Source organism: Mesorhizobium sp. CCNWLY176, from assembly GCF_037153935.1.
Classification (GTDB): Bacteria; Pseudomonadota; Alphaproteobacteria; order Rhizobiales; family Rhizobiaceae; genus Mesorhizobium_M; species Mesorhizobium_M zhangyense.
In genome coordinates, this window is the sequence record NZ_JBBBDZ010000019.1 from 43,956 (window position 1) to 65,883 (window position 21,928).

25 protein-coding genes are annotated in these 21,928 nt (G+C 62.8%); 11 read left to right on the top strand and 14 right to left on the bottom strand.

The annotated features are described in order from the left end of the window. The first annotated feature begins 3 nt into the window (after positions 1–3). The 4 genes from WBQ96_RS24755 (at position 4) to WBQ96_RS24770 (ending at position 2,190) form a co-directional block, all read left to right on the top strand. A complete protein-coding gene (locus WBQ96_RS24755; protein ID WP_336554891.1) occupies positions 4–651 on the top strand; it encodes a septation protein A in 648 nt (215 codons plus the stop codon). Positions 652–677: 26 nt separating this feature from the next. Beyond that, positions 678–1,292 carry a pyridoxamine 5'-phosphate oxidase family protein gene (locus WBQ96_RS24760; protein WP_336554893.1) on the top strand — a complete coding sequence of 205 codons (615 nt, stop codon included), beginning with the start codon at positions 678–680 and terminating at the stop codon, positions 1,290–1,292. 16 nt (positions 1,293–1,308) lie between these two features. Further along, entirely contained in the window at positions 1,309–1,848 is a 540-nt protein-coding gene (locus tag WBQ96_RS24765) for an NADPH-dependent FMN reductase (RefSeq protein ID WP_336554895.1), read from the top strand. Positions 1,849–2,025: 177 nt separating this feature from the next. Further along, complete coding sequence (locus tag WBQ96_RS24770; RefSeq protein WP_165117946.1) at positions 2,026–2,190, top strand: DUF1127 domain-containing protein; 165 nt, start codon at positions 2,026–2,028, stop codon at positions 2,188–2,190. A gap of 66 nt (positions 2,191–2,256) precedes the next feature. Here the strand turns inward: WBQ96_RS24770 and WBQ96_RS24775 are convergent, their stop codons facing one another. The 7 genes from WBQ96_RS24775 to ccmA form a co-directional block, all read right to left on the bottom strand. Further along, the gene (locus WBQ96_RS24775; RefSeq protein WP_336554898.1) at positions 2,257–3,063 is read right to left on the bottom strand and encodes a DUF2332 domain-containing protein; all 807 of its coding nucleotides are present in this window, start codon (positions 3,061–3,063) and stop codon (positions 2,257–2,259) included. Beyond that, the gene (locus WBQ96_RS24780; protein WP_336554899.1) at positions 2,987–3,286 is read right to left on the bottom strand and encodes a DUF2332 family protein; all 300 of its coding nucleotides are present in this window, start codon (positions 3,284–3,286) and stop codon (positions 2,987–2,989) included. Before WBQ96_RS24780 ends, WBQ96_RS24775 begins: the two co-directional genes overlap by 77 nt. A 9-nt stretch (positions 3,287–3,295) precedes the next feature. Beyond that, a complete protein-coding gene (locus tag WBQ96_RS24785; protein WP_336554900.1) occupies positions 3,296–4,180 on the bottom strand; it encodes a bile acid:sodium symporter family protein in 885 nt (294 codons plus the stop codon). Between the two features lie 317 nt (positions 4,181–4,497). Continuing rightward, positions 4,498–5,079 (bottom strand): DsbE family thiol:disulfide interchange protein, encoded by a 582-nt coding sequence (locus WBQ96_RS24790; protein WP_336554901.1) that lies wholly within the window; start codon positions 5,077–5,079, stop codon positions 4,498–4,500. Further along, positions 5,076–5,246 (bottom strand): heme exporter protein CcmD, encoded by a 171-nt coding sequence (gene ccmD / locus WBQ96_RS24795; protein WP_091908652.1) that lies wholly within the window; start codon positions 5,244–5,246, stop codon positions 5,076–5,078. Before ccmD ends, WBQ96_RS24790 begins: the two co-directional genes overlap by 4 nt. A gap of 153 nt (positions 5,247–5,399) precedes the next feature. Further along, entirely contained in the window at positions 5,400–6,065 is a 666-nt protein-coding gene (gene ccmB / locus WBQ96_RS24800; protein ID WP_165117938.1) for a heme exporter protein CcmB, read from the bottom strand. A 246-nt stretch (positions 6,066–6,311) separates the two neighbouring features. Further along, the gene (gene ccmA, locus WBQ96_RS24805) at positions 6,312–6,926 is read right to left on the bottom strand and encodes a heme ABC exporter ATP-binding protein CcmA (protein WP_336554902.1); all 615 of its coding nucleotides are present in this window, start codon (positions 6,924–6,926) and stop codon (positions 6,312–6,314) included. Positions 6,927–7,212: 286 nt separating this feature from the next. On the opposite strand from ccmA, the gene acnA reads away from it, so the two are divergent. Beyond that, positions 7,213–9,903 carry an aconitate hydratase AcnA gene (gene acnA / locus WBQ96_RS24810; RefSeq protein WP_336554903.1) on the top strand — a complete coding sequence of 897 codons (2,691 nt, stop codon included), beginning with the start codon at positions 7,213–7,215 and terminating at the stop codon, positions 9,901–9,903. A gap of 327 nt (positions 9,904–10,230) precedes the next feature. On the opposite strand, the gene WBQ96_RS24815 is transcribed toward acnA, so the two are convergent. Both WBQ96_RS24815 and WBQ96_RS24820 read right to left on the bottom strand, forming a co-directional pair. Beyond that, the gene (locus WBQ96_RS24815; RefSeq protein WP_336554904.1) at positions 10,231–11,148 is read right to left on the bottom strand and encodes a TolB family protein; all 918 of its coding nucleotides are present in this window, start codon (positions 11,146–11,148) and stop codon (positions 10,231–10,233) included. A 28-nt stretch (positions 11,149–11,176) separates the two neighbouring features. Continuing rightward, a complete protein-coding gene (locus WBQ96_RS24820; protein WP_336554905.1) occupies positions 11,177–11,854 on the bottom strand; it encodes a ceramidase domain-containing protein in 678 nt (225 codons plus the stop codon). Between the two features lie 194 nt (positions 11,855–12,048). Here WBQ96_RS24820 and WBQ96_RS24825 point away from each other — a divergent pair, with 194 nt between their 5' ends. Both WBQ96_RS24825 and WBQ96_RS24830 read left to right on the top strand, forming a co-directional pair. Beyond that, positions 12,049–12,813 (top strand): DUF1223 domain-containing protein, encoded by a 765-nt coding sequence (locus WBQ96_RS24825; RefSeq protein ID WP_336554908.1) that lies wholly within the window; start codon positions 12,049–12,051, stop codon positions 12,811–12,813. A 460-nt stretch (positions 12,814–13,273) separates the two neighbouring features. Continuing rightward, complete coding sequence (locus WBQ96_RS24830; protein ID WP_119814261.1) at positions 13,274–13,660, top strand: DUF2794 domain-containing protein; 387 nt, start codon at positions 13,274–13,276, stop codon at positions 13,658–13,660. 5 nt (positions 13,661–13,665) lie between these two features. On the opposite strand, the gene WBQ96_RS24835 is transcribed toward WBQ96_RS24830, so the two are convergent. The 4 genes from WBQ96_RS24835 to WBQ96_RS24850 all read right to left on the bottom strand — a co-directional run bounded on the left by WBQ96_RS24835 (position 13,666) and on the right by WBQ96_RS24850 (position 18,617). Next, the gene (locus tag WBQ96_RS24835; protein ID WP_336554911.1) at positions 13,666–14,235 is read right to left on the bottom strand and encodes a GNAT family N-acetyltransferase; all 570 of its coding nucleotides are present in this window, start codon (positions 14,233–14,235) and stop codon (positions 13,666–13,668) included. Positions 14,236–14,346: 111 nt separating this feature from the next. Beyond that, positions 14,347–15,126: a Bax inhibitor-1/YccA family protein gene (locus WBQ96_RS24840; protein ID WP_165117924.1), complete on the bottom strand. Its 780-nt coding sequence runs from the start codon at positions 15,124–15,126 to the stop codon at positions 14,347–14,349. A 230-nt stretch (positions 15,127–15,356) separates the two neighbouring features. Next, positions 15,357–17,906, bottom strand: coding sequence for an ABC transporter permease (locus WBQ96_RS24845; RefSeq protein ID WP_336554915.1), 2,550 nt, complete (start codon positions 17,904–17,906; stop codon positions 15,357–15,359). Positions 17,907–17,918: 12 nt separating this feature from the next. Beyond that, complete coding sequence (locus tag WBQ96_RS24850) at positions 17,919–18,617, bottom strand: ABC transporter ATP-binding protein (RefSeq protein ID WP_336554916.1); 699 nt, start codon at positions 18,615–18,617, stop codon at positions 17,919–17,921. Positions 18,618–18,681: 64 nt separating this feature from the next. On the opposite strand from WBQ96_RS24850, the gene WBQ96_RS24855 reads away from it, so the two are divergent. Both WBQ96_RS24855 and thpR read left to right on the top strand, forming a co-directional pair. Then, positions 18,682–19,326, top strand: coding sequence for an arylesterase (locus WBQ96_RS24855; protein WP_336554918.1), 645 nt, complete (start codon positions 18,682–18,684; stop codon positions 19,324–19,326). A 111-nt stretch (positions 19,327–19,437) separates the two neighbouring features. Further along, on the top strand, positions 19,438–20,031 hold the full coding sequence (gene thpR, locus WBQ96_RS24860) for an RNA 2',3'-cyclic phosphodiesterase (protein ID WP_336554919.1): 594 nt from the start codon (positions 19,438–19,440) through the stop codon (positions 20,029–20,031). Here the strand turns inward: thpR and WBQ96_RS24865 are convergent. Then, positions 19,938–20,453: a low molecular weight protein-tyrosine-phosphatase gene (locus tag WBQ96_RS24865; RefSeq protein ID WP_336554921.1), complete on the bottom strand. Its 516-nt coding sequence runs from the start codon at positions 20,451–20,453 to the stop codon at positions 19,938–19,940. The two genes, thpR and WBQ96_RS24865, sit on opposite strands and share 94 nt — an antisense overlap. A gap of 192 nt (positions 20,454–20,645) precedes the next feature. Here WBQ96_RS24865 and WBQ96_RS24870 point away from each other — a divergent pair, with 192 nt between their 5' ends. After that, complete coding sequence (locus WBQ96_RS24870) at positions 20,646–20,999, top strand: YkvA family protein (protein ID WP_336554922.1); 354 nt, start codon at positions 20,646–20,648, stop codon at positions 20,997–20,999. 262 nt (positions 21,000–21,261) lie between these two features. Then, on the top strand, positions 21,262–21,792 hold the full coding sequence (locus WBQ96_RS24875) for an invasion associated locus B family protein (protein WP_442920890.1): 531 nt from the start codon (positions 21,262–21,264) through the stop codon (positions 21,790–21,792). The last annotated feature ends 136 nt before the right edge of the window (positions 21,793–21,928 follow it).

A 21,928-nucleotide genomic window follows, 5' to 3' on the forward strand; every position in this document is an offset into this window, starting at 1 on the left:
CCCATGAACCCACCAATCTTCGAACGCGACCCTGCCGACCCCCGGAAGAAAGAGGTCAACCCGCTACTCAAGCTGGCGCTGGAACTCGGGCCGCTGATGGTCTTCTTCTTCGCCAATGCGCGCGGCGAGTGGCTGGTCGAAAGGTTTCCGGTGCTGGGCGATTTCGGCGGGCCGATCTTCGTCGCCACCGGCCTGTTCATGATCGCCACGGCGATTGCGCTGATCGCCTCATGGATGCTGATGCGCACGCTGCCGATCATGCCGCTGGTGTCGGGCGTCGTGGTTTTCATCTTCGGCGGTCTGACGCTCTGGCTGCAGGACGACGTCTTCATCAAGATGAAGCCGACCATCATCAACACGCTGTTCGGCGTCACGCTTCTGGGCGGACTTCTGTTCGGCAAGTCGCTGCTTGGCTACGTCTTCGATTCGGCCTTCAGGCTCGACGCCGAAGGCTGGCGGAAACTGACCTTGCGCTGGGGCCTGTTCTTCCTGTTCCTGGCCGTGGTCAACGAGGTGGTCTGGCGGAATTTCTCCACTGACACATGGGTTGCCTTCAAGGTCTGGGGCATCATGCCGATCACGCTTATCTTCACTTTCAGCCAAATGCCGCTGATCATGCGCCATTCGCTGGACGAGCGAATCAGGAAATAGATCTTTTCAAAGGGGGCAAGGGCGTCATGGAGTTCATCGAAACCAGCGAGGATTTGAGAAAACTCTACAAGGCGCCCGGCGACGGCGCGGTGCGCAAGGAGTTGCGCGTGCTCGACGGCCATTCCAAGGGCTTTTTGGGCAAGAGCCCCTTCGTGCTGATCGGCTCGTCGGACGGCGAAGGCAATGCCGACGTGACGCCGAAGGGCGACAAGCCCGGTTTCGTCGAAATCCTCGACGACACCACCATCGCCATCCCCGACCGGCCCGGCAACAACCGGCTCGACACGCTGGAAAACGTCGTCCGCAACCCCGCCGTCGGCCTGCTGTTTCTCATTCCCAACATGAACGAGACGCTGCGCATCAATGGCACGGCCAGGATCACCGCCGACAACGCGCTGCGCGAACGGCTGGCCGTCGACGGCAGGGCGCCGATCAGCGTCATGGTCGTCTCGATCAAGGCGGTCTACATGCACTGCGCCAAGGCCTTCATGCGCTCCGAACTGTGGAAGCCCGAAAGCTGGCACGACCGCGCCACTCTTCCGACGCTCGGCCAGATCCTGCGCGACCAGCTCGCGCTCGCCGACAGCGCCGATGCCACCGACAAATGGCTCGACGAGAGCTACAAGAAGTCGATGTGGTGAGCGGCCGGCCGGCCTGATGCACATTCTCGGCATCTCCGGTAGCCTGCGCGCAGACTCCGGCAACACCGCCCTGCTGCGAGCACTGCGCGACAACGCACCGCCGGATTGCCGGCTGTCGGTTTATGACGGCATCGGCGCACTGCCGATCTTCAACCCGGACGAGGAAGGCGAGAGCCTGCCGCCCGAGGCAAGGCGCCTGATCGAAGCGGTCACCGGCGCCGACGGCATCATCATTGCCTGCCCGGAATATGCCCATGGCGTTCCCGGCGGCCTGAAGAACGCGCTCGACTGGCTGGTGTCCGGTGAAGCCGCGGTCGGCAAGCCGGCCATGCTCGCCCATGCCTCGCCACGCTCGCTGTTTGCCCGGGCAGCCTTGCGCGAAATCCTGAAGACCATGTCCTTCGATCTGTTCGACGGCGCCGAGCTGGAAATCGCCCTGCTTGGCAGGAAGCCGGAAGAGTTCGACGCCATCCTGCAACGGCCGGAAACGCGCGATACAATGCGCGCCACGTTCACAGAATTCCAGGCTTTCATTCGCCGTAATGGCGAAAGGTAAAAGCAGGCTTCGCAAGGCTCTCAACCGGCAAGCACCTGTTAGCCAGGCATGCAACCATTGCATTGGTGCGATGCAACACTGAATGTTGCAATGCAACATAATCGTGCCAATCTATAGTCCATCAGGGAGGAACAACTTAACGCCGCTGAACGCGGCAGTCCGAAAGGGGACCACTCCATGATCAACTCATTCATCACCAATGCGAAGTCCAGAATCGCCAAGCGCCGCCGCTACAACAGCCTCGTCGCCGAAATCCAGAGCCTGACGCCGCGCGACCTTGCCGACATCAGCGCCAACCGCAGCGAAATGCTCCATCACGCCTATCAGGAAGTCTACGGCTGAACCGTCTCACGCCGACCGTCCAGGCAATCTGAAAAACCCGTCGTGCCTACTGGCCGGCGGGTTTTTTCATAGCCACTCGATCCAGCGGCCATGATAATCGCAAGCCGCAAGATGCCTCGTCTCGCCGCCCGGCCATAGGGTCAAGCTCAGCGTCGCGTATTTGTCGGTGGTAGCCACAGGCTCCATGCGCAGCCACGCGATCGGAGCGTTGGGCGTAGCGGCCCGGCCTGCTGCGGCAAGCTCCGCGACTATCGCCGCCTTCGTCGCGTCGGGCATGTATTGCCACATGATCGAGTGAAACAGCACGAAGGTTTCTCCCGACGGCCTTGATACCAGTCTGTCTTTCACGAAATCGGCCGCATCGGCCTTTTCCAGCGAAAACGGCGTTGTTTCGGCAACCGAAATCGCCGCGTCGATCCGCTCCAGCCGTGACGTCTGGTCGGCCCAGATATAGGAGCGCAGGCGCAGCCGGTCGGCAACGATGCCGATATCGACCGGCGCGATATCGCTGCCATTACGTGACACGATTTTCAGCGTGCTTTCGAGCGGCACCGGCTTTCCGCGCATGTCGGGCGCGAGCCGCACCGGCGAGGCTGGATCGCCCCATTCGGCATCGCCATAGCGGTAGTGGAACCGGTCGAACAGGAGATTGAGCGCAGCACTCGATCCGATCTCGTGAAGCGCCAGCGGCAGGCCGGTTTCGCTGGCGATCGTCAGGAACCCCGACAGAAGCATGCCGGAGCGCGCGATCTCGTTGGTCTGCGGCGCGCTGGCCAGTGCTGCCAGCAGCCAATCGTCATTGCGGGCAATCGCTTCCGGCAGCGCAGCCGCAATTGCCGCCTCGTCGGCCTCGTTCGGCGGAGAGTCGGCCATCCGTCCCGGAAAGTACCAGCGCATGCAGCCCGCCGCACAATCTCAGCGACAGCGCGTCTTCTCGCGTATGACCTTCCCAGTCGAGCACGCGCGCGCCGGTCCTGGTGCTGCGATCGAGCACGACGGACAGAGCCCGGCACAGCCTTGCGGTAAAAGGCGAGCCGAGCGCGTCGCAGGCGGCGGCCTGGTGGACAAAATGCTCCCGGATCGCCGCTTCCTTCATGTCCGCCTTTCAGCCGGCGATCGTCACCGGCACTGCATGCTTGCGCGTCAGCCACGCGCCGAAGATGGCAGCGGTGATGAAGGCGATCAAGCCGTAGATAGCTGCCGGAATGGCCATGGTCGCATTGTTGAGCAGCACTGGGCTAAGCGCGATGGCAATCGCCAGCGTGCCGTTGTGAATGCCGATCTCCATGCCGATCGCGGTCGCCTGCCGCCTGTCGATGCCCGCCAGGCGCGGCCCGAAATAGCCGACGGCAAGGCTGATCAGGTTGAAGGCGAGCGTCGCCAACCCGACCACCGGAGCCCATGTCACCAGCGTGTCCCATTCCTGGATCAGCGCGACCAGTACCACCGCGAACAGGAAAACCGCCGAGAGGATTTTCACCGGCTTCTCCAGCCGGGCGGCGAGGCCTGGAAATTTGCTGCGCAGCCACATGCCGATCAGCACCGGCCCGAGCACGATGACGAACACCTGCATGACCTTGGAGAATTGCAGCGGAATGACCTTGCCCTCGCCAAAAAACTGGATCAGCGAAAAATTGACGATGAGCGGCAGGGTGAACAACGCCAGCGCCGAATTGATCGCCGTCAGCGTGATGTTGAGCGCTACATCGCCGCCGGCGAGGTGGCTGTAGAGATTGGCCGAAGTGCCGCCCGGGCTTGCCGCCAGCAGCATCATGCCGACAGCCAGCGCCGGCGAAAGACCGAAGGCGTAGATCAAGCCGAGACAGGCGATCGGCAGGATCACGATCTGGCACAGCAGCGCCACCACCACCGCCTTGGGATGCTTCAGCACATTGCGGAAATCGGCGACCGTCAGCGAAAGCCCGAGGCCAAGCATGATGACGCCGAGCGCCAGCGGCAGAAAGATTGCGAGCGCGGAACTGTCCTGCATTTTGACTCCCCCCTTGTTGCGAGCCGTTGCCCGGCCCTGTTGCGAGGGAGGTTAAGACATCAAGGGAGTATGTCAAACGCTATGGTTGTGGTGAGTGCGCCAACTTCGCCCTTTTAAAATCCCCTCTCCGTCTCGGCTTCGCCGAGCCACCTTGCCGGGGTGAGCCGCGGGTCTCGCCCGTCCTTCGGACCCCCGCAAGCGGGGCGAGGAACCGGAGCCCGCCGAGGTCGCGACTTTGCAGAACTTGGGTTCCTCGCCCCCATGAAATGGGGGAGAGGTGGCACGCGAAGCGTGACGGAGAGGGGGAATCTTCGGTTCTACCGCGCCGGCGCTGCCAGCGCCTTCTCGATTTCCGGCAAAAGCACCGTCTGCGCCGATTGCACCGTGATCGGGCCGGTGTGCTTGAAGGCGATCTTGCCGTCCTTGCCGATGACGAAGGTTTCGGGAACGCCATAGACGCCCCAGTCGATTGCCGAGCGGCCGGCATCGTCGGTGCCGATGGCGCTGTAGGGATTGCCGAGATCGCCGAGAAAGCGCCGGGCGTTCTCCGACTTGTCCTTGTAGTTCAGCCCGGCGATGGAAAAGCGCTTGTCCTGCGACAGCGCCATCAGCACCGGGTGTTCCTCGCGGCAGGGCGCGCACCAGGAGGCAAAGACATTCACCAGCGTGACCTTGCCGGCGAAGTTGCTTGATTCGAGCCCCGGCAGCGAAACGCCTTCCAGCGGCGGCAGTTTCGTTTCGGGAGCAAGCTCGCCGATCAGGGCCGAAGGCACCACCGCAGCGTCGCGCCCCGACAGAAGCTGCATGAGGAAGATGCCGGCCAGCAGCAGGAAAATCACCAGCGGCAGAAGCGCCAGCAGTTTGCGGCGCGGCTTTTGCGGTTCGGCTTGCAGCGTCATTTCGCTTTACCGGCGCGGTCGGAGCGCCGCCTTGCGCCGCTCGCCTCGAGCTCGGCCATCTCGCGCTGACGCGCGCGCTGGTCGGCGATGATCCAGAACACCAGCCCGGCGATCACCAGCGCGGAAATGCCATAGGCTGCCGAAACATACATGTCATGCACGCTCATGACCGCCTCCGATGCCGGAAAGCCGGGCGCATGGGCAGTATCGCGAAAACATATGGGCGCTGCTGGCTCATGGCCGTTACATAGCCGCGCTGCCGCTTTGCCGCAATCGACCTAAAGTGCGACGAATGCGCGATGACCGGATCGTGATGGGGTTCAATCCGCGCCCCAGCGCAGCGCCAGCGCAGCCGCCACCGGCCCGACGACCGCCAGAAACAGCGTCAGCGCGCAGAGGATCAAAAATGGCGGCAGGAACGGGTCCGGCTCGGCGACTGCGCCATAGCTTGCCGAAACGCCGAAGATCAGCACCGGAATGACCAACGGCAGCACCAGCACCGACACCAGAAGGCCACCGCGCGGCAGCGCCACGGCAACGGCGGCTCCGGCAGCCCCGATGAAAGTGATGGCCGGCGTGCCAACGAGCAGCGTCAGTGCCGCAGCCCCAATCCCCAGCGGCTCCATGTTCATGAACAGCCCGAGCAGCGGGGCGGCGATCACCAGCGGGAGCACGCTTGCGGTCCAGTGCGCCAGGCATTTTACGAAGACGGTGAAGGCAAGCAGGTGGCGGTCGTTGGCGAGGATCAGAAGATCGAGCGAGCCATCCTCGCGGTCGGCCTGGAACAGCCGGTCGAGGCCAAGCAACGAGGCAAGCAGCGCCCCGATCCACAGGATCGCCGGGCCGATGCGGGCCAGCAGATTGAGATCCGGTCCGACGCCGAAGGGAATTGTCGCGATGACGGCCAGGAAGAACAGCACCCCCGTCAGCGCCCCGCCACCGGCGCGGATGCCCAGCCTTACATCGCGGAGGTAGAGGGCTAGCATTGGGTGGCTTCCCGCCGGGGTGCGATGGCGTGATGTCGTTCAGGTTGTAGCCCTACGTTGCCCCCCTCTGTCCTGCCGGACATCTCCCCCACAGGTGGGGAGATTAGGCTGTCATCGACGGTTTCCTCCATCTCCAGTTCTGCAGAAGAGGGGCCGACATCGCCACCGCTGATCTCCCCACCTGTGGGGGAGATGTCCGGCAGGACAGAGGGGGGCAACGTAGGGCGCAAACGTCCATAATGGAGGTTAAGCATCCTGCTCTCCCCCCATCCTCAACGCCTGTACCCCCTCAAGCCCCAGCGGCAGATGCGTCGCCGCCACGATCATCCCGCCATCTTCCAGATGAACCTTCATCAGCTCGGAAAACTGCACTTCCGAGGCCTTGTCCAATCCCGCCGTCGGCTCATCCAGCAGCCACACCGGGCGGTGGCTGACCAGCAGCTTGGCGATCGCCACGCGCCGGCGCTGGCCGGTCGACAGATAGCCGAAGGGCAGATGGCCGATGGTTTCGAGGCCGACCATCTCCAGCGCCTCCACCGGCGACAGATGCGCCCGCCCGCAAAAATCCTGCCAGAAGACGAGATTTTCCGTCACCGTCAGTGCCGTCTTCATCGCATTCTCGTGGCCGAGATAATGGCAGGCCGCTGAAACCGACGGAAATTCTTCGCCGCCACCCTCGAGCCTGACCGCGCCTTCCGCAATTGGCAGCAGGCCTGCGACAACGCGCAGCAGCGTCGACTTGCCTGCGCCGTTCGGGCCGGTCACGACCAGGCCTTCGCCCTCACTGAGCGCAAAAGCCACGCCCGAAAAGACCGTTTCGCCGCCGCGTTCCCCGCTCAGATTTTCGGCAATCAGCCGCATTGCTCCCCCGTGGTCGGAATATTCCTAGCGGCCAATGTGCGTCGCAGCAAATTTGCCCAAAACCGGTCTAGAACTATTCCAGAAAATTCTCTATATGCCACCCAACCACACCAGCGGTCGGTGCGGTAAAATGAATTTGCGCCGAACCAGCGCACGCGCCGCCTTGAACGGCTCGGGTTGCTTGGGACCGGACAGCGGAAATGGCCGTACCCGCACCTTTGCGCGTGATTGCATGCCCATCGGAGTCCGTTCCCTTTCAGGCTGAACAGACAAGGATGGATCGCACGTGTCCAAATCACTAGACAGTTTCAATTGCCGCCGCACCCTGACCGCAGGTGGTGCCGAATATGTATATTACAGCCTGCCAGAGGCCGAGAAGAACGGCCTGACCGGCATTTCCCAGCTGCCCTATTCCATGAAAGTGCTGCTGGAAAACCTGCTGCGCAATGAAGACGGCCGCTCCGTCACCAAGGAATCGATCCAGGCCGTCGCCGGCTGGCTCACCGACAAGGGCACCGCCGGCGTCGAGATCGCCTACCGCCCGGCCCGCGTGCTGATGCAGGATTTCACCGGCGTTCCCGCCGTTGTCGACCTTGCCGCCATGCGCGACGCCATGGCCAATCTCGGCGGCGACCCGCAGAAGATCAACCCGCTAGTGCCGGTCGATCTGGTCATCGACCACTCCGTCATCGTCGACGAATTCGGCACCCCGCTCGCCTTTGCCCGCAATGTCGAGCTCGAATATGAGCGCAACCAGGAGCGCTACAAGTTCCTGAAATGGGGCCAGCAGGCGTTCCGCAACTTCCGCGTCGTTCCGCCCGGCACCGGCATCTGCCACCAGGTCAATCTCGAATATCTCGGCCAGGTCGTCTGGACCAACGCCGAGGACGGCGAGACGACCGCCTATCCCGATACCTGCGTCGGCACTGATTCGCACACCACCATGATCAACGGCCTCGGCGTTCTCGGCTGGGGCGTCGGCGGCATCGAGGCAGAGGCTGCCATGCTCGGCCAGCCGGTTTCCATGCTTCTGCCGGAAGTCATCGGCTTCCGCCTCACCGGCAAGCTGAAGGAAGGCGTCACCGCCACCGACCTGGTGCTCACCGTCACCCAGATGCTGCGCAAGAAGGGCGTCGTCGGCAAGTTCGTCGAGTTCTTCGGCCCCGGCCTGTCCAACATGACGCTGGCCGACCGCGCCACCATCGGCAACATGGCGCCGGAATATGGCGCCACCTGCGGCTTCTTCCCGGTCGACGGCGAGACCATCCGCTACCTCAACACGTCCGGCCGCACCGAGGCCCGCATCGCGCTGGTCGAGGAATATTCCAAGGCGCAGGGCATGTGGCGCGACAGCGGCTCGGCCGATCCGGTCTTCACCGATCTGCTCGAACTCGATCTGGGTGAAGTCGTGCCGTCCATGGCCGGCCCGAAGCGTCCCGAAGGCCGCATCCCGCTCGAAGGCATCGCTGCCGGCTTCGCCAAGTCGCTGGAGACCGAATACAAGAAGACCGTCGACCAGAACAAGCGCTACGCCGTCGAAGGCACCGACTACGATCTCGGCCATGGCGATGTCGTCATCGCCGCGATCACGTCCTGCACCAACACCTCCAATCCGAGCGTGCTGATCGGCGCCGGCCTTCTGGCCCGCAACGCCAATCGCCTCGGCCTCAAGCAGAAGCCGTGGGTCAAGACCTCGCTCGCGCCCGGTTCGCAGGTTGTCGCCGAATATCTCGAAAAGTCGGGCCTGCAGAAGGAACTCGACCAGATCGGCTTCAACCTCGTCGGCTTCGGCTGCACCACCTGCATCGGCAATTCCGGCCCGCTGCCGGCGCCGATCTCCAAGACCATCAACGACAAGGGCCTGATCGGCGCAGCCGTTCTGTCCGGCAACCGCAACTTCGAAGGCCGCGTCTCGCCGGACGTGCAGGCGAACTACCTCGCCTCGCCGCCGCTGGTCGTGGCCCATGCGCTGGCCGGCACCGTCACCAAGGACCTCACCACCGAGCCTCTCGGCGAGGACCGCGACGGCAATCCGGTCTACCTCAGGGATATCTGGCCGAGCTCGGCCGAGATCCAGGAGTTCATCGAGAAGAACGTCACCCGCGAGCTGTTCGCCCGCAAATATGCCGACGTCTTCAAGGGCGACGAGAACTGGCAGAAGGTGCAGGCACCGAGCGGCCAGACCTACACCTGGGACGACGGCTCGACCTATGTGCAGAACCCGCCATACTTCGTCGGCATGGGTGCTCGCCCGAAAGCGATCGGCAAGATCGAGGGCGCCCGCGTGCTCGGCCTGTTCGGCGACAAGATCACCACCGACCACATCTCGCCGGCCGGTTCGATCAAGGCAGCCTCGCCCGCCGGCAAGTACCTCACCGACCATGGCGTCGGCGTTGCCGACTTCAACCAGTACGGCACGCGCCGCGGCAACCATGAAGTGATGATGCGCGGCACCTTCGCCAACATCCGCATCCGCAACCACATGCTCGGCGAAAACGGGCGCGAGGGCGGCTACACCATCCACTACCCGTCCAAGGAAGAAATGCCGATCTACGACGCGGCGATGGAATACCGTCAGGAAGGCGTGCCGCTGGTGATCTTCGCCGGCATCGAATACGGCAACGGCTCGTCGCGCGACTGGGCGGCCAAGGGCACCAACCTGCTCGGCGTGCGCGCGGTGATTGCCCAGTCCTTCGAACGCATCCACCGCTCGAACCTGGTCGGCATGGGCGTCATCCCCTTCGTCTTCGAGGAAGGCACCTCCTGGGCCTCGCTCGGCCTCAAGGGTGACGAGACGGTGACCATCGACGGCCTGGAAAACATCAAGCCCCGCCAGAAGATGGTGGCCAAGGTCACTTACGGTGACGGCACGGTCAAGAATGTGCCGATCATCTGCCGCATCGATACGCTGGACGAGCTTGATTACTTCAAAAACGGCGGCATTTTGCAGTACGTTCTGCGCGATCTGGCCGCCTGACGGCATAGCCCGACGCAACCGTCGAAATGAAAAGGCCCGCGATGATGTCGCGGGCCTTTTTGCTTGCGGGCTGCGACCTTCTCTTCGTTCACGGCAGGATGATCACATATGACACGGCCGCCCCCCTCTCCGTCTCGGCTTCGCCGAGCCACCTCTCCCCATTTCATGGGGCGAGGAACCCAAGCCCTGACGGGTGGCGACCTTGCAGAACCCAGGTTCCTCGCCCCGCTTGCGGGGAGAGGTGGCTCGGGCAAAGCCCGAGACGGAGAGGGGTCGAATTCTTATGCGGTAGGGGAAGTCTACGCCGCCACCAAGACCTGAAACGATCTAACCGTACCTCGGATACCGCACATAGGCGAAGAACCGCGAATCGGGCGACCAGGAATTGACGTTGATCGTGCCTTGCCCGCCGTGGAAGGCATCGAGGTCGCGGACGTTGTTTCCGTCCGGGTCCATCATGCGCAGGATCACATCGCGGTCGGCGGGATGTCCCGTCGTGCCTTCCGGATAGCTCAGATATGCCACCAGCGAGCCATCCGGCGAAGGATGCGGAAACCAGTTCACCCGCGCATCATGCGTCAGCTGCTCCAAGCCGCTGCCATCCCGACGCATGCGGAAGATCTGCGCATGGCCGGGCCTCTCCGCCGCCGCTTCGGAGTTGAAATAGATCCATTCTCCGTCCGCCGAAAATTCCGGTCCGTCCACAGGACAGGCTCCGTCGGTGAGAAAGACATCGCCGCCGCCTGCAGCCAGCATCGTGCAGATCCAGGTCGTCGCCACGCCCTCGGGCGTGCGGTCCATGCCGACATAGGCCAGTGTGCCGCCATCGGGCGAGATGCCATGCAGATAGTGGCGCAGGCCGCGCTCTGTCTCCTGGGAGACCCTTGTGGGCGTGCCGCCCGCGATCGGCAGAACGTAGAGATGACCGTCATAAGCGGTGACGAAGATGCTTTGCCCGTCGGGCGCGATCACGTGATCGTTGTTGAGGTTTTCAACCGGCGCGCTGTTGATGCGGTGCGGCCCGTCGCTGCCGTCGAGCGAGATGCGGAACAGGCGTCCGTCGCTGTTGTAGACCAGCCATTTTCCGTCCGGCGTCCAGTTCGGCGCCTCGATCAGTTCGCCGCTGTCATAGACGACGCGAGGCTGCCCGCCGTCGCGGCCGATCACGACAAGCTCGCTGAAATGGCCAGCCTTGAGCCGTCGCGCCCTCGCGTCGGGGCGCATGTTTTTGGCTGGTGCTTTCACTGCTAGTCCTGTCATCGTCGAGATGGAGCTATCGTGTTGATGTCCGATGCAAACCACCATACTTCGCGACGGCCATCAACAGCACCCCCAGCATCAGCCCGTTCAGGATGTGCCACAGGAAGTGCGTGCCCAGCGGAAACGCGTCGCACACCACAGGATCGATGGCGCGGAACGTGACCGAAGCAACGAAGATCGCAGCCGCGGCCAGATTGTACCAGCCGGCACGATTGCCATGCGCCGTCACCAGAATGCCGAAGAAGATCAGGGCCAGGAACGGCGGCATATAGCCCGTAGAGCCGTTCGAGGCCAGCCGCAGCCAGTCCGGCACCATGAAGGTGGCAAATCCGACCACCGCATAGAAGCCCACAAAGATCGCGATCGACTTCGGCCAGCCGAAGCCGAGAAAGCGGCGCAGATTCAGAAGCGTATAGGCAAGGGTGAAGCCGGCAATCGGCAGAACGTCGGCCCAGATCGTCAGCCGGTTGGCGAAGGTGTGGAACAGCGCCGAGCCGATGCCGATTGCCACCGCCCACCACGCCAGCACTTCGGCAAACGTGCCGGTGCCGCGCCTGCGCACCTCCCGCACGCCCCACAGGCCGGCGGCAACGAAGGCCAGGTTAGTCAGCGCATTGGCCGGCTCCGCCCAGAGTTCCGGGCCCAATCTTTCGCAGTAGAGATCGACATGATCGAACAGGGTGTTGGGCATTCGCGGAAGGTCTTTGGCTGGAGCTTCAATATCGGAGACGTTAGCCTTGGCACCTTTACCACTCGTTACAACACTATAAGGCACGACCAGGTCACCGTGTCACCGCAACGTGACTTCCCGTTGATTGTCGCACTGCCTATTGTTTCGGCAATGAAAAAGCCCGGCTAAAGGCCGGTGGGGATTGTGGAACGACCATGGAATTGCGTTTTTTCTCTCGGCTGGCGGTCGTAGCGCTGGCGATGCCGGCCCTCACGGCGGCAGCGGCAGCCGATGGCACGCGACCTCTAGGTGTGATCGAGCTGTTCACCAGCCAGGGCTGCAGTTCCTGCCCCCCGGCGGATGCCCTGTTCGAGAAGTTTGCCACCAAGGGTGACTACGTGGCGCTGGCCTATCATGTCGACTATTGGGATTATCTCGGCTGGCGCGACACGCTCAGCAGCCCCGACAGCACCGACCGCCAATACGCCTATATGCGCTCCTTCGGGACACGCTCCGTCTACACCCCCCAGGCAGTGATCAACGGCCGCATCCACGTCAACGGCGCCAAGCGCGACGACATACTGGATGCGTTCGAAGAACTGAACAAAGCCGAGCAAGGCCTCAGCGTCGACGTGAGCGTCAAGCTTACCGGCGAAAGCCTGGTCATTGAAACGGGATCGGCGGCGAGCCAGAGCCCGGCCAAGGCCCATGTCGTTCTGGTATATTTCAACGCGCCGCAGGCAATTGCCGTGCCCCGGGGCGAGAACAAGGGCCGCACGGTCACCTACGTCAACGCCGTGTCAGATATCCAGAGCGCCGGGATGTGGCACGGGAAGGCCGCAAGGTACGAACTGCCGGCAACCAAGATCGCCACCAAGGGCGGTTTTGCCGTGCTGCTCCAGGCAGTCGGCAAGGATGGCATGCCCGGCCCCGTCCTGGGTGCCGCCATCTACCGCAAGCCGGAGGGCAACCGCATCTGACGGATCTGTCGTGCCGGGCGCTATCTGAAGCGACCAGCGCGATATTTCCATACAGGCTGTAGCCGTGGCTCCGCCAGCGTTCAGCTAACAAAAAACCGGGGCCAAACTGAGCTGACACCGGTTCGAATTTATTTGGGATCGTCGCACTCAGCCTCCTTGGGAGGCTGAGGTTGGTTCGATCCGACTCTGACCCGTGGGCGGGGGGCTTGGGGTTTACAGGCCGGTGCCGGACCGAACCGTCTCAGGCAACACCCGCAAAGTCGACTGACATTGAGGCGGCAGCTTGTGCAAAAGGTGTCAGAATTGTGGCAGCGTATCACCTATAAAAACAGAGTGTACGGATTTGTTACAGGAACCCGGCTTGATTCTACCCTAGGGCGTATTCGAGCAGCAGGGCTTGCTTTTCACGGGCGAAAGCGCGACTCTCTTGTCGCCAAACTGTCACGGAAGGTTAAGCTGCATGACCGATCGCGGAGGTGGAGCGGAGGATGGTCAGGAATCAGCAATATTGATTCCCCTTCACGAGGCCAGGCGCGAGCGGCAGGAGCTACCGGTTTCCTTCGAGAGGCGTGAGCTCGAACAGATTCTTCGTCTTTACGGCCGGATGGTCGCCGCAAACGAATGGCGCGACTACGCCATAGACCGCCTTCCCGACCGCGCCGTATTCTCGGTATTCCGGCGCGCCAGCGAGACACCGCTGTTCCAGATCGTCAAGAACCCGAAGCTCGCCCGCAAGCAGGGCGCCTTCAGCGTCGTCGCAGCCGGCGGCCTGATCCTCAAGCGCGGGCATGAACTTGCCCGCGTCCTCGGCGTCTTCGACAAGACGCTGAAACTCGTAGAAGCTTGATTTCGCTACGCTTTTCCGCGGAATTTCCGCTCCGGCAGCGAGTCCGGATCGGGTTGCAGCTCGGCACCACCATTCATCGGAAACTGCATGAACACCGTGTCGAGCCAGCGGCCGTGCTTGTAGCCCGACCCTTCCAGCCTGCCTGAATGGATGAAGCCCAGTTTTTCGTGCAGCCTGACGGACGGGCTCTGCGGCGAGCCATCGCCGATCACGGCGATCATCTGCCGGAAGCCGAGCGCGGTCGCTTCAGTGATCAGCCGTTCAAGCAGCGCCCGGCCGACGCCCTTGCCCTTGGCTTCGGGCGCGACATAGATGGAATTCTCGACGATGAAGCGGTAGGCCGGACGGGCGCGGAAGGCCCCTGCATAGGCATAGCCGATGATTCGGCCACCTTCCTCCGCAACGACATAGGGGTAGCCGTCGGCCCGCAGGCTGGCGAATCGCTCTCCCATTTCGGCGCGTGACGGCGGCTCGAGCTCGTAGCTCGCCGTGCCATGATCGACCGCGTCCGCGTAGATCACCGTTATCGAATCGAGGTCGGATGGCTCTGCCGCCCGGATATTGATGTTGCTCATAATTTACGCACTCGAACTGACATGCACGAATAAAAGCAGGCGTCGAGACAAAAGAAAAGGGCGGCCTTTTGGGCCGCCCCGGTCTTGTTGCTGGTCCAGCGGTGGTCGCGATTACTCGCGGTTGCCGAGGAACTGCAGCAGGAAGGTGAACAGGTTGATGAAGTCGAGATACAGCGTCAGCGCGCCCATGATCGCCTTGCGGCCGGAAACGAGCACGTCGTCGCCATCGAAATACATCTCCTTGATCTTCTGCGTGTCATAGGCGGTGAGGCCGGAGAATATCAGCACGCCGATCGCCGAGATGGCGAACTGCAGGGCAGGCGACGCCAGGAAGATGTTGACGACCATGGCGATGATCAGGCCGAACACGCCCATCACCAGGAAGGTGCCCATGCCGGTCAGGTCACGCTTGGTGGTGTAGCCGAACAGCGACAGCGCGCCGAAGGCGGCGGCGGTCACGAAGAAGGTCTGCGTGATGCTCTGTGCCGTGAAGACCAGGAAGATCGACGACAGCGACAGGCCCATCAGGCCGGCGAAAACCCAGAACGCGGTCTGCGCGCCGGAAACACTCATCGACTGGATACGGGCGCTCAGGAAGAACACCATGCCGAGCGGAGCGAGCATGACGACCCACTTCAGCGGTGAGCCATAAAGGGCCACGCCGAGGCTGGTCAGCATCTTGCCGTTGGCAAGTGTGGCGACAGCGGTCGCCGGATCGTTGGTGGTCGCCATCATCATGGTGGCGAGAGCGGCCACACCGGTGATTGCGAGCCCAAGCGCCATAAGGTTGTAAACCTTGAGCATGTAGGCGCGCAGGCCCTCGTCGATGACGCCGTCGGCGCGGGTGCCCGCGTTCGCGACATGCGTCTGATAGTTGCGAAGGTCAGCCATTGATTTCCTCTATTGCTTCTGCCCCGTCGGGTGTCAGGTTCAAATGAACCCAGGCGCCGCTGGCGGGACTCCAGCATGCCTGCGGCAAATATGATGATTCTTTTTGACGAGAACAAGACCCGTTACACGCCGCAATGCCTCGTGATCGCACGAAAAAGGCAAAAAATGTCGTTTTTCGCCATCAGGACTAGCGGCGCCTAGCTCCTTCGATCGATTGACAGGCCGGCCCGCTACAGATTCCGCAGCACCGGCGCCGCCTTGTGTCCCAACACTCTCCAGGTGCCGATAAGACCGATGCCGACCGTCACAGTGAGCGCTATCAGGATCGTTGCCACCGCCACCTCGGGTAGAAAACTCGACGGCAGCGTCATGATTCGTGCGACAACAAACCACGCCGCAACGCCGCCGGCAGCGAGCGCGAAAACCGCCGTCGCCAGGCCGATCAGCATGTATTCGAGCGAGAAGGCGGCAATCAGCGTCCGCCGCGTCGCGCCCAGCGTCTTGAGTACCACCGCATCATGGACCCGCGCGCGGTTGCCGGCGGCGAGCGCGCCGGCCAGCACCAGCACCGAGGCGATCAGCGCCACGCTTGCCGCCGCCCGGATCGCCGTGCCGAGCTGGCCGACGATGCGGTTCACCACTTCCAGCGCATCCTTGACGCGCACCGTGGTCACGGCGGGGAAGGCGCGGGTGACGGCATTGAGCAGCCGCGTCTCCTCGGCGCTGTCGGCATTCGGCGTCAAAAGCGTCGCCAGCCAGGAATGCGGCGCGCCGGCAAATGTGTTGGGCGAAAACACCATGACAAAATTGATGCCCATCGATTCCCACTGAACTTCGCGGAAATTGGCGATCTTTGCCGTGACGTTGCGGCCAAGCACATTGACCGTCACCGTATCGCCGAGCTTCAGGCCAAGCTCGCCGGCTTCTTCCGCCGCGAAGGACACCAGCGGCTCGCCCGAATAATCCTCCGGCCACCATGTGCCGGCGCTCAGCGTCGAGTTTTCAGGCTGGTTCTTCGCATAGGTCAGGCCACGGTCGCCGCGCAGCACCCAGGCGCCCGCCGGCGGCACCGTCAGTTTCTGCACGTCGACGCCGTTCAGCGCCATGACGCGGCCACGCAGCATCGGCACGCGCACCAGCTTGCCGTCAGGAGCTTCCTTCTCGACCAGCGCGGAGAAGGCATCGACATCCGTGCTCTGGATATCGACGAAGAAGAAGTTCGGCGCCTGTTTCGGCAGGCTGCCGGCGATCTGCTGCCGAAGATTGCCGTCGATCAGCGCCAGCGTCACCAGCAGCGTCAGGCCAAGGCCGAGCGAAAGCACGACCGACGGCGTCAGCGCGCCGGGGCGATGGATGTTGCCGACGGCAAGCCTGAGCGCCGTCGAGCGCAGGCGCGGGCTTTTCCTCGCCAGCCACTGCACACCGACACCGACGCTGCGCAGCACGATGAAGGCAAAGATCGTCGCGCCAACGAAGATCGCCGCGATGCGCCGGTCACCCGAAAACCAGATGGCGAGCAGCGCCAGAAGGGCTGCAATGCCGAGAGCACCGACGACATAAATGCGGCGCGGCAAGCCACCGCCGCCGAACCCCATTTCACGAAACAGCGCGGTTGCCGGCACGTCTCGCGCCCGGCCGAGCGGCAGCAGCGCAAAGGCCAGCGTCACCAGCAAGCCAAACAGCGCAGCCATCGCCAATGCACCTGGATAAATGCCGCCTTCGGCAGGCACTGGAATGACGGACGAAAGTGCGGCACTCGCCGCAAACGGCATCAGCGCGCCGACGACCAGCCCGATGACGATGCCGATGACGGCGATGATCAGTATCTGCACGAGATAGACAGTGAAGACGAAGCCGCCCGAAGCACCGAGGCTCTTAAAAGTGGCGATGACGCCTCGCTTGCCGTCGAGATAGGCGCGCACGGCATTAGCGACGCCAACCCCGCCGACGACCAGCGCCGTCAGCCCGACCAGCGTCAGGAACTGCGAAAACCGCTCGATGTTGGAAGAGAGCGCAGGTGCCGCATTGGTGCGCGTGCGGATGCTCCAGCCCGCTTGTGGAAACTTTTCCGTCGCTTCCTCGCGCACCGAAGTCACGGCTGCCTCGCTGCTGCCGTCGGCCAGCCGCACCTTGTAGGCATATTCGACCAGGCTGCCGGGCTGGACCAGGCCGGAGGCGCGCAGGCCATCCAGCGATACCATGAGGCGCGGCGCAAACCCGAACCCTTCCGAAACCGCGTCCGGCTCGGTGGTGACTTTTGCGCGCAGTTCGAAAGTGGCGGTGCCAAGCTTTATGCGGCTGCCAAGCCTCAGGCCAAGCCGCTCGAACAGAAGATCGGACGCGGCAGCGCCGAACACGCCGTCCTTCTCGCCGAACATCGCATCGCGCGACAGCGCCGGTTCGGTCACCAGCGCGCCGAACAGCGGGTAGACACCGTCGATGGCCTTCACCTCGGCCAGCGACTGGTCGGAGCCGTCCTCCAGCCGCGCCATCGAGCGCATGTTGGCGCTTTCCGACAGGGTTCCGAGCCCGTTCAGGAAGGCGCTTTCGTCGGCAGTCGCCTCGCGCTGGTTGAGCTGGAAGCGCAGGTCGCCGCCGAGCAGCGACTGGCCCTCATTGGCAACGCCCGCCGTGATCGACCGCGCCACCGAATTGACGCCGCCGATGGCTGCCACGCCGAGCGCGATGCAGGTGAGGAAGATCAAAAAGCCGGAAAACCCGCCGCGCATTTCGCGCAGCGAGAAACGGATTGCGAGTTTGAGGGTTTGCGAAAACGGCATCAGCGGCCCGCCTCAGGCCGAAACAACAGCAAGCGGCGGCTCGGCCTCGATGCGTCCCGACCGCATCGCCACCTGACGCGAGCAGCGCGCGGCAAGCGAAGGATCATGCGTGACCAGCACCAGCGTCATGGCGCGTTCCTTGGCCTTGGCGAACAGAAGATCGGCGATCTGCCGCCCGGTCGCCTGGTCGAGATTGCCGGTCGGCTCGTCGGCAATGAGAATGCGTGGCTCCGGCGCCAGCGCCCGGGCAATCGCCACGCGCTGCTGCTCGCCGCCCGAAAGCTCGCCCGGATAATGCGTCACCCGGTCAGCCAGGCCGACCGACGCAAGTTCGCGCTCGGCGATGGCGAAGGCATCGCGCTTTCCCGCAAGCTCCAGCGGCACAGCGACATTTTCCAGCGCCGTCATGTTGGGAATGAGATGGAAGGACTGAAAGACGATGCCGACATTGCGGCCGCGAAACGCCGCGATCTGGTCCTCGCTCTTGCCATTCAGAAGCTCGCCGGCAATTCGTACCGTTCCCGAATCGACCCCTTCCAGCCCGGCCAGAACCATCAGCAGCGTCGACTTGCCGGAACCGGACGGCCCGACGATCCCGGTGGCCTCGCCCGCCGTCACCGTCAGGCTCACGCCCTTCAGCACATGGACGGAGGATGCCCCCGTGCCCAGTGTCAGCGAAACATCTTTCAGGTCGATGACGGCTTCTGTCACGGCAAATCTGTCCTATATGGAAATGAAACGGGCAGGAATTTATTCGTCATATGGGCTTTGATACATGGCATTGAAACATCTGACTTTCGCGCTCTTTGCCGCATCTCTTGCCTTTTTCACGGCGCTAGGCCCTGTTTGGGCCGAACCGTTCAAGATAGTCGGCTTCGGCGACAGTCTTATGGCCGGATATGGCCTCAACCCCGGCGAGAGCTTTCCCGAAAAGCTTGAAAAGGCGCTACGCAACAATGGTCACGATGTCGTGATCACCAATGCCGGCGTCTCCGGCGACACCACCAGCGGCGGCCTTTCCCGCCTCGACTGGTCCATTCCCGACGGCACGCAGCTTGTCATACTGGAGCTTGGCGCCAACGACATGCTGCGCGGCATCGACCCTGAGATCGTCGAACAGAACCTCGACAAGATGCTGGCGCGGCTCAAGGAGCGCGATATGCCGGTGCTTCTGGCCGGCATGGTCGCAGCGCCCAATCTCGGCCACGTCTATGGCGAGCAGTTCGGCACGATCTATCCCAAGCTTGCCGAAAAATACGGTGCCACGCTCTACCCGTTCTTCCTCGACGGTGTTGCTGCCGACAAGACGCTGCTGCTGGAAGACGGCATGCACCCCAACGCCGCCGGCGTCGACCGCATGGTCGAACGCATCCTGCCGGTGGTCGAGAAGACGATTTCGGCCAATGCGAACAAATCCTGATCAACCATGTTGATGACAATGTCATCCAACCGACACGACAAACAAACAGCTTGCTCACATTGCGGATCGGTGATTCGCTAGACATCAAGAGTTCGATTCGGGGAGGCAGCGATGCCAAGACTTTTCACCGCCCTCGAAATCCCGCGTGACGCAGCGCTTTCACTTTCACTGCTGCGTGGAGGTCTGCCGGGAGCCCGCTGGATCGACGTTGAAAACTACCACCTCACTCTGCGCTTCTTCGGCGACATCGAAGGCCACGTCGCCGACGAGATCGCCAATGCCCTCGACCGGGTCCGACGACCATCCTTCCAGATGAAGCTTTCCGGCGTCGGCGCCTTCGGCTCGAAAAAGCCGCATGCAGTCTGGGCCGGCGTACAGACCTCGCCTGATCTCTACGCGCTTCAGTCCGAGATCGAGCGCATCTGCCAGCGCCTCGGCGTACCGGCCGACCCGCGCAAATTCTCGCCCCATGTCACGCTGGCGCGGCTACGCAACACCAGCCCGCTGGATGTCGCGCAATATCTTTCGGCGCGCGGCAATTTCTCCACCATACCCTTCAAGGTCGGCCGCTTCGTGCTGATGTCGTCGCGCGATTCGGTCGGCGGCGGACCCTATATCGTCGAAGAGGCCTGGCCGCTGATGGGCGTCGATTCACGCTCCAGCCTGTCGGCCAGTGATTCCGAAGCATCGCGGATCATGCGGTAGACATCGCCAAAACCATCCGCGCCGCCATAGTAGGGATCAGGAACATCATTCCCCTTGCCGCCGGCAAAGTCGAGGAACAGATGCACCCTGTCCCGCGCCTCGGGCGGGGCGGCTTGCCTGAGATCGTCGACATTCGAACGGTCCATGCCGAGAATAAGATCGAAGCGCTGGAAATCGGCCGACACTACCTTGCGCGCCTTCTGCGCGGAAATGTCCAACCCATGTTCGGCCGCGATCGCCACCGAACGCGGATCTGGCGCCGAGCCCTGATGCCACCCGCCGGTGCCGGCAGAGTCGAGCAGGAAGTCGTCAGCAACGCCGCGCTCGGAAATCACAGCGCGAAACACGCCCTCGGCCAGCGGCGAACGGCAGATATTGCCGAGGCATACGAAAAGAATGGATGTCTGGGACTTTGCGATCATCGTGCCGACACTATGATAAGAACCGACAAGCGATAGCACGGAAGCGCGAAATGGCCAGACAGAAACTTGAGAGCGAGGCCACGCAGACGGCGCTGGGCGGGGCTTAAAGGCTGGAGCCCCACCGGTTTTTGACCCCTATCTCTTGCGCAGCCCTTCACGCTTTCCCACATTCCGGGCGACAGGAGTAACGGAATGGCCAAGGCCGGAGATTTCGACACCAACGGTTTGCGCGGCGACGAGAAGCGCGTCCGCGACAGATTCTGGCACACCGCCAAGCGCGCGGCGCGTCATGTCCCCTTCATGGAGGACGTGATAGCCGCCTATTACTGCGCGCTCGACAGCAAGACGCCGCTGCGCGCCAAGGGCATATTGCTCGGCGCTCTCGCCTATTTCGTGCTGCCGACCGACGCCATTCCCGACATCATCTTCGGCCTCGGCTTCACCGACGACATCGCGGTGCTGTCGGCCGCGATTGCCGCCGTACGCGCCCACATCACCCCGGCGCATCGCCTTGCCGCCAAGGAAGCCCTTGAAGAACTGGACTGACCGGCCGGACGTTGCGGGCAGCGGCGTTGACATCCAGATTGCAGCCTGAAAAGAAAAGTCAAATTCTTGCCGTTTTCGTGGTCTTCAACCACAACCAAGGGACGGTGCTAGCAGGTCTCGACGGCGAGGCTTGCATGCGCGAGGCGGTTATACCTTTGGTGGTAATGATCCTTTTTTCAGGGAACATTCACCCTTTGGTAACCCAGATTAAATCAAAATGAACCCAAACGGGCAGGGCGGACCGGCCTGCTTGCGCACCACAATGCGAAATACAGGGAAACCAAAAACAATGCGCCGACTGACTGTCCTATTATCGAGCCTCATTCTGGTCGCGGGCGCGGCGCCGTCCTTTGCCCAGTCGGCAACCAAGATCGGCCAGCACAATGCCTGGGGCACCTACAGCTACCAGGCCAACAACGGCAAGGTTTGCTACGTGCTGACCGTGCCGACCGACAAGCAGCCGGCCACGCTCGATCACGGCGATATCTTCTTCTTCGTCAGCCAGCGCCCCGGCCAGTCGATCTCCTATGAGCCGCAATTCATCGCCTCCTATGATTTCCAGGCGAACTCCAAGGTCACCGTCACGGTCGGCGACAAATCCTTCTCGATGTTCACGCGCGGAAAATCGGCCTGGGTGGAAAACGCCGCCGAGGAGCCGCTGCTGATCGCCGCCATGAAGGGCGGTGCCGACATGAAGATCGCCGCCAAATCCGGCCGTGGCAATCCGACCAGCTACGTCTTCTCGCTCAAGGGCATTTCGGCGGCACTTTCGTCGATCGCGACCTGCAAGTAAGCGCTCTATCTTTTCAGCACTTCCAACTGGCCGGACCGAAAGCGCCCGGCCTTTTCTTTTAGGAAGCCTCGTCCCCACCTGGCCGGCATCGCCGATCAGGCAGGCTTATTTGACGCCCTCTCTGGCCGCACGCCTT

Coding starts and splice junctions, on each gene's coding strand:
- WBQ96_RS24755 (WP_336554891.1), top strand. CDS start 4: ATGAACCCACCAATCTTCGAACGCGACCCTGCCGACCCCCGGAAGAAA.
- WBQ96_RS24760 (WP_336554893.1), top strand. CDS start 678: ATGGAGTTCATCGAAACCAGCGAGGATTTGAGAAAACTCTACAAGGCG.
- WBQ96_RS24765 (WP_336554895.1), top strand. CDS start 1,309: ATGCACATTCTCGGCATCTCCGGTAGCCTGCGCGCAGACTCCGGCAAC.
- WBQ96_RS24770 (WP_165117946.1), top strand. CDS start 2,026: ATGATCAACTCATTCATCACCAATGCGAAGTCCAGAATCGCCAAGCGC.
- WBQ96_RS24775 (WP_336554898.1), bottom strand. CDS start 3,063: ATGGCCGACTCTCCGCCGAACGAGGCCGACGAGGCGGCAATTGCGGCT.
- WBQ96_RS24780 (WP_336554899.1), bottom strand. CDS start 3,286: ATGAAGGAAGCGGCGATCCGGGAGCATTTTGTCCACCAGGCCGCCGCC.
- WBQ96_RS24785 (WP_336554900.1), bottom strand. CDS start 4,180: ATGCAGGACAGTTCCGCGCTCGCAATCTTTCTGCCGCTGGCGCTCGGC.
- WBQ96_RS24790 (WP_336554901.1), bottom strand. CDS start 5,079: ATGACGCTGCAAGCCGAACCGCAAAAGCCGCGCCGCAAACTGCTGGCG.
- ccmD (WP_091908652.1), bottom strand. CDS start 5,246: ATGAGCGTGCATGACATGTATGTTTCGGCAGCCTATGGCATTTCCGCG.
- ccmB (WP_165117938.1), bottom strand. CDS start 6,065: ATGCTAGCCCTCTACCTCCGCGATGTAAGGCTGGGCATCCGCGCCGGT.
- ccmA (WP_336554902.1), bottom strand. CDS start 6,926: ATGCGGCTGATTGCCGAAAATCTGAGCGGGGAACGCGGCGGCGAAACG.
- WBQ96_RS24820 (WP_336554905.1), bottom strand. CDS start 11,854: ATGCCCAACACCCTGTTCGATCATGTCGATCTCTACTGCGAAAGATTG.
- WBQ96_RS24825 (WP_336554908.1), top strand. CDS start 12,049: ATGGAATTGCGTTTTTTCTCTCGGCTGGCGGTCGTAGCGCTGGCGATG.
- WBQ96_RS24830 (WP_119814261.1), top strand. CDS start 13,274: ATGACCGATCGCGGAGGTGGAGCGGAGGATGGTCAGGAATCAGCAATA.
- WBQ96_RS24835 (WP_336554911.1), bottom strand. CDS start 14,235: ATGAGCAACATCAATATCCGGGCGGCAGAGCCATCCGACCTCGATTCG.
- WBQ96_RS24840 (WP_165117924.1), bottom strand. CDS start 15,126: ATGGCTGACCTTCGCAACTATCAGACGCATGTCGCGAACGCGGGCACC.
- WBQ96_RS24845 (WP_336554915.1), bottom strand. CDS start 17,906: ATGCCGTTTTCGCAAACCCTCAAACTCGCAATCCGTTTCTCGCTGCGC.
- WBQ96_RS24855 (WP_336554918.1), top strand. CDS start 18,682: ATGGCATTGAAACATCTGACTTTCGCGCTCTTTGCCGCATCTCTTGCC.
- thpR (WP_336554919.1), top strand. CDS start 19,438: ATGCCAAGACTTTTCACCGCCCTCGAAATCCCGCGTGACGCAGCGCTT.
- WBQ96_RS24865 (WP_336554921.1), bottom strand. CDS start 20,453: ATGATCGCAAAGTCCCAGACATCCATTCTTTTCGTATGCCTCGGCAAT.
- WBQ96_RS24870 (WP_336554922.1), top strand. CDS start 20,646: ATGGCCAAGGCCGGAGATTTCGACACCAACGGTTTGCGCGGCGACGAG.
- WBQ96_RS24875 (WP_442920890.1), top strand. CDS start 21,262: ATGCGAAATACAGGGAAACCAAAAACAATGCGCCGACTGACTGTCCTA.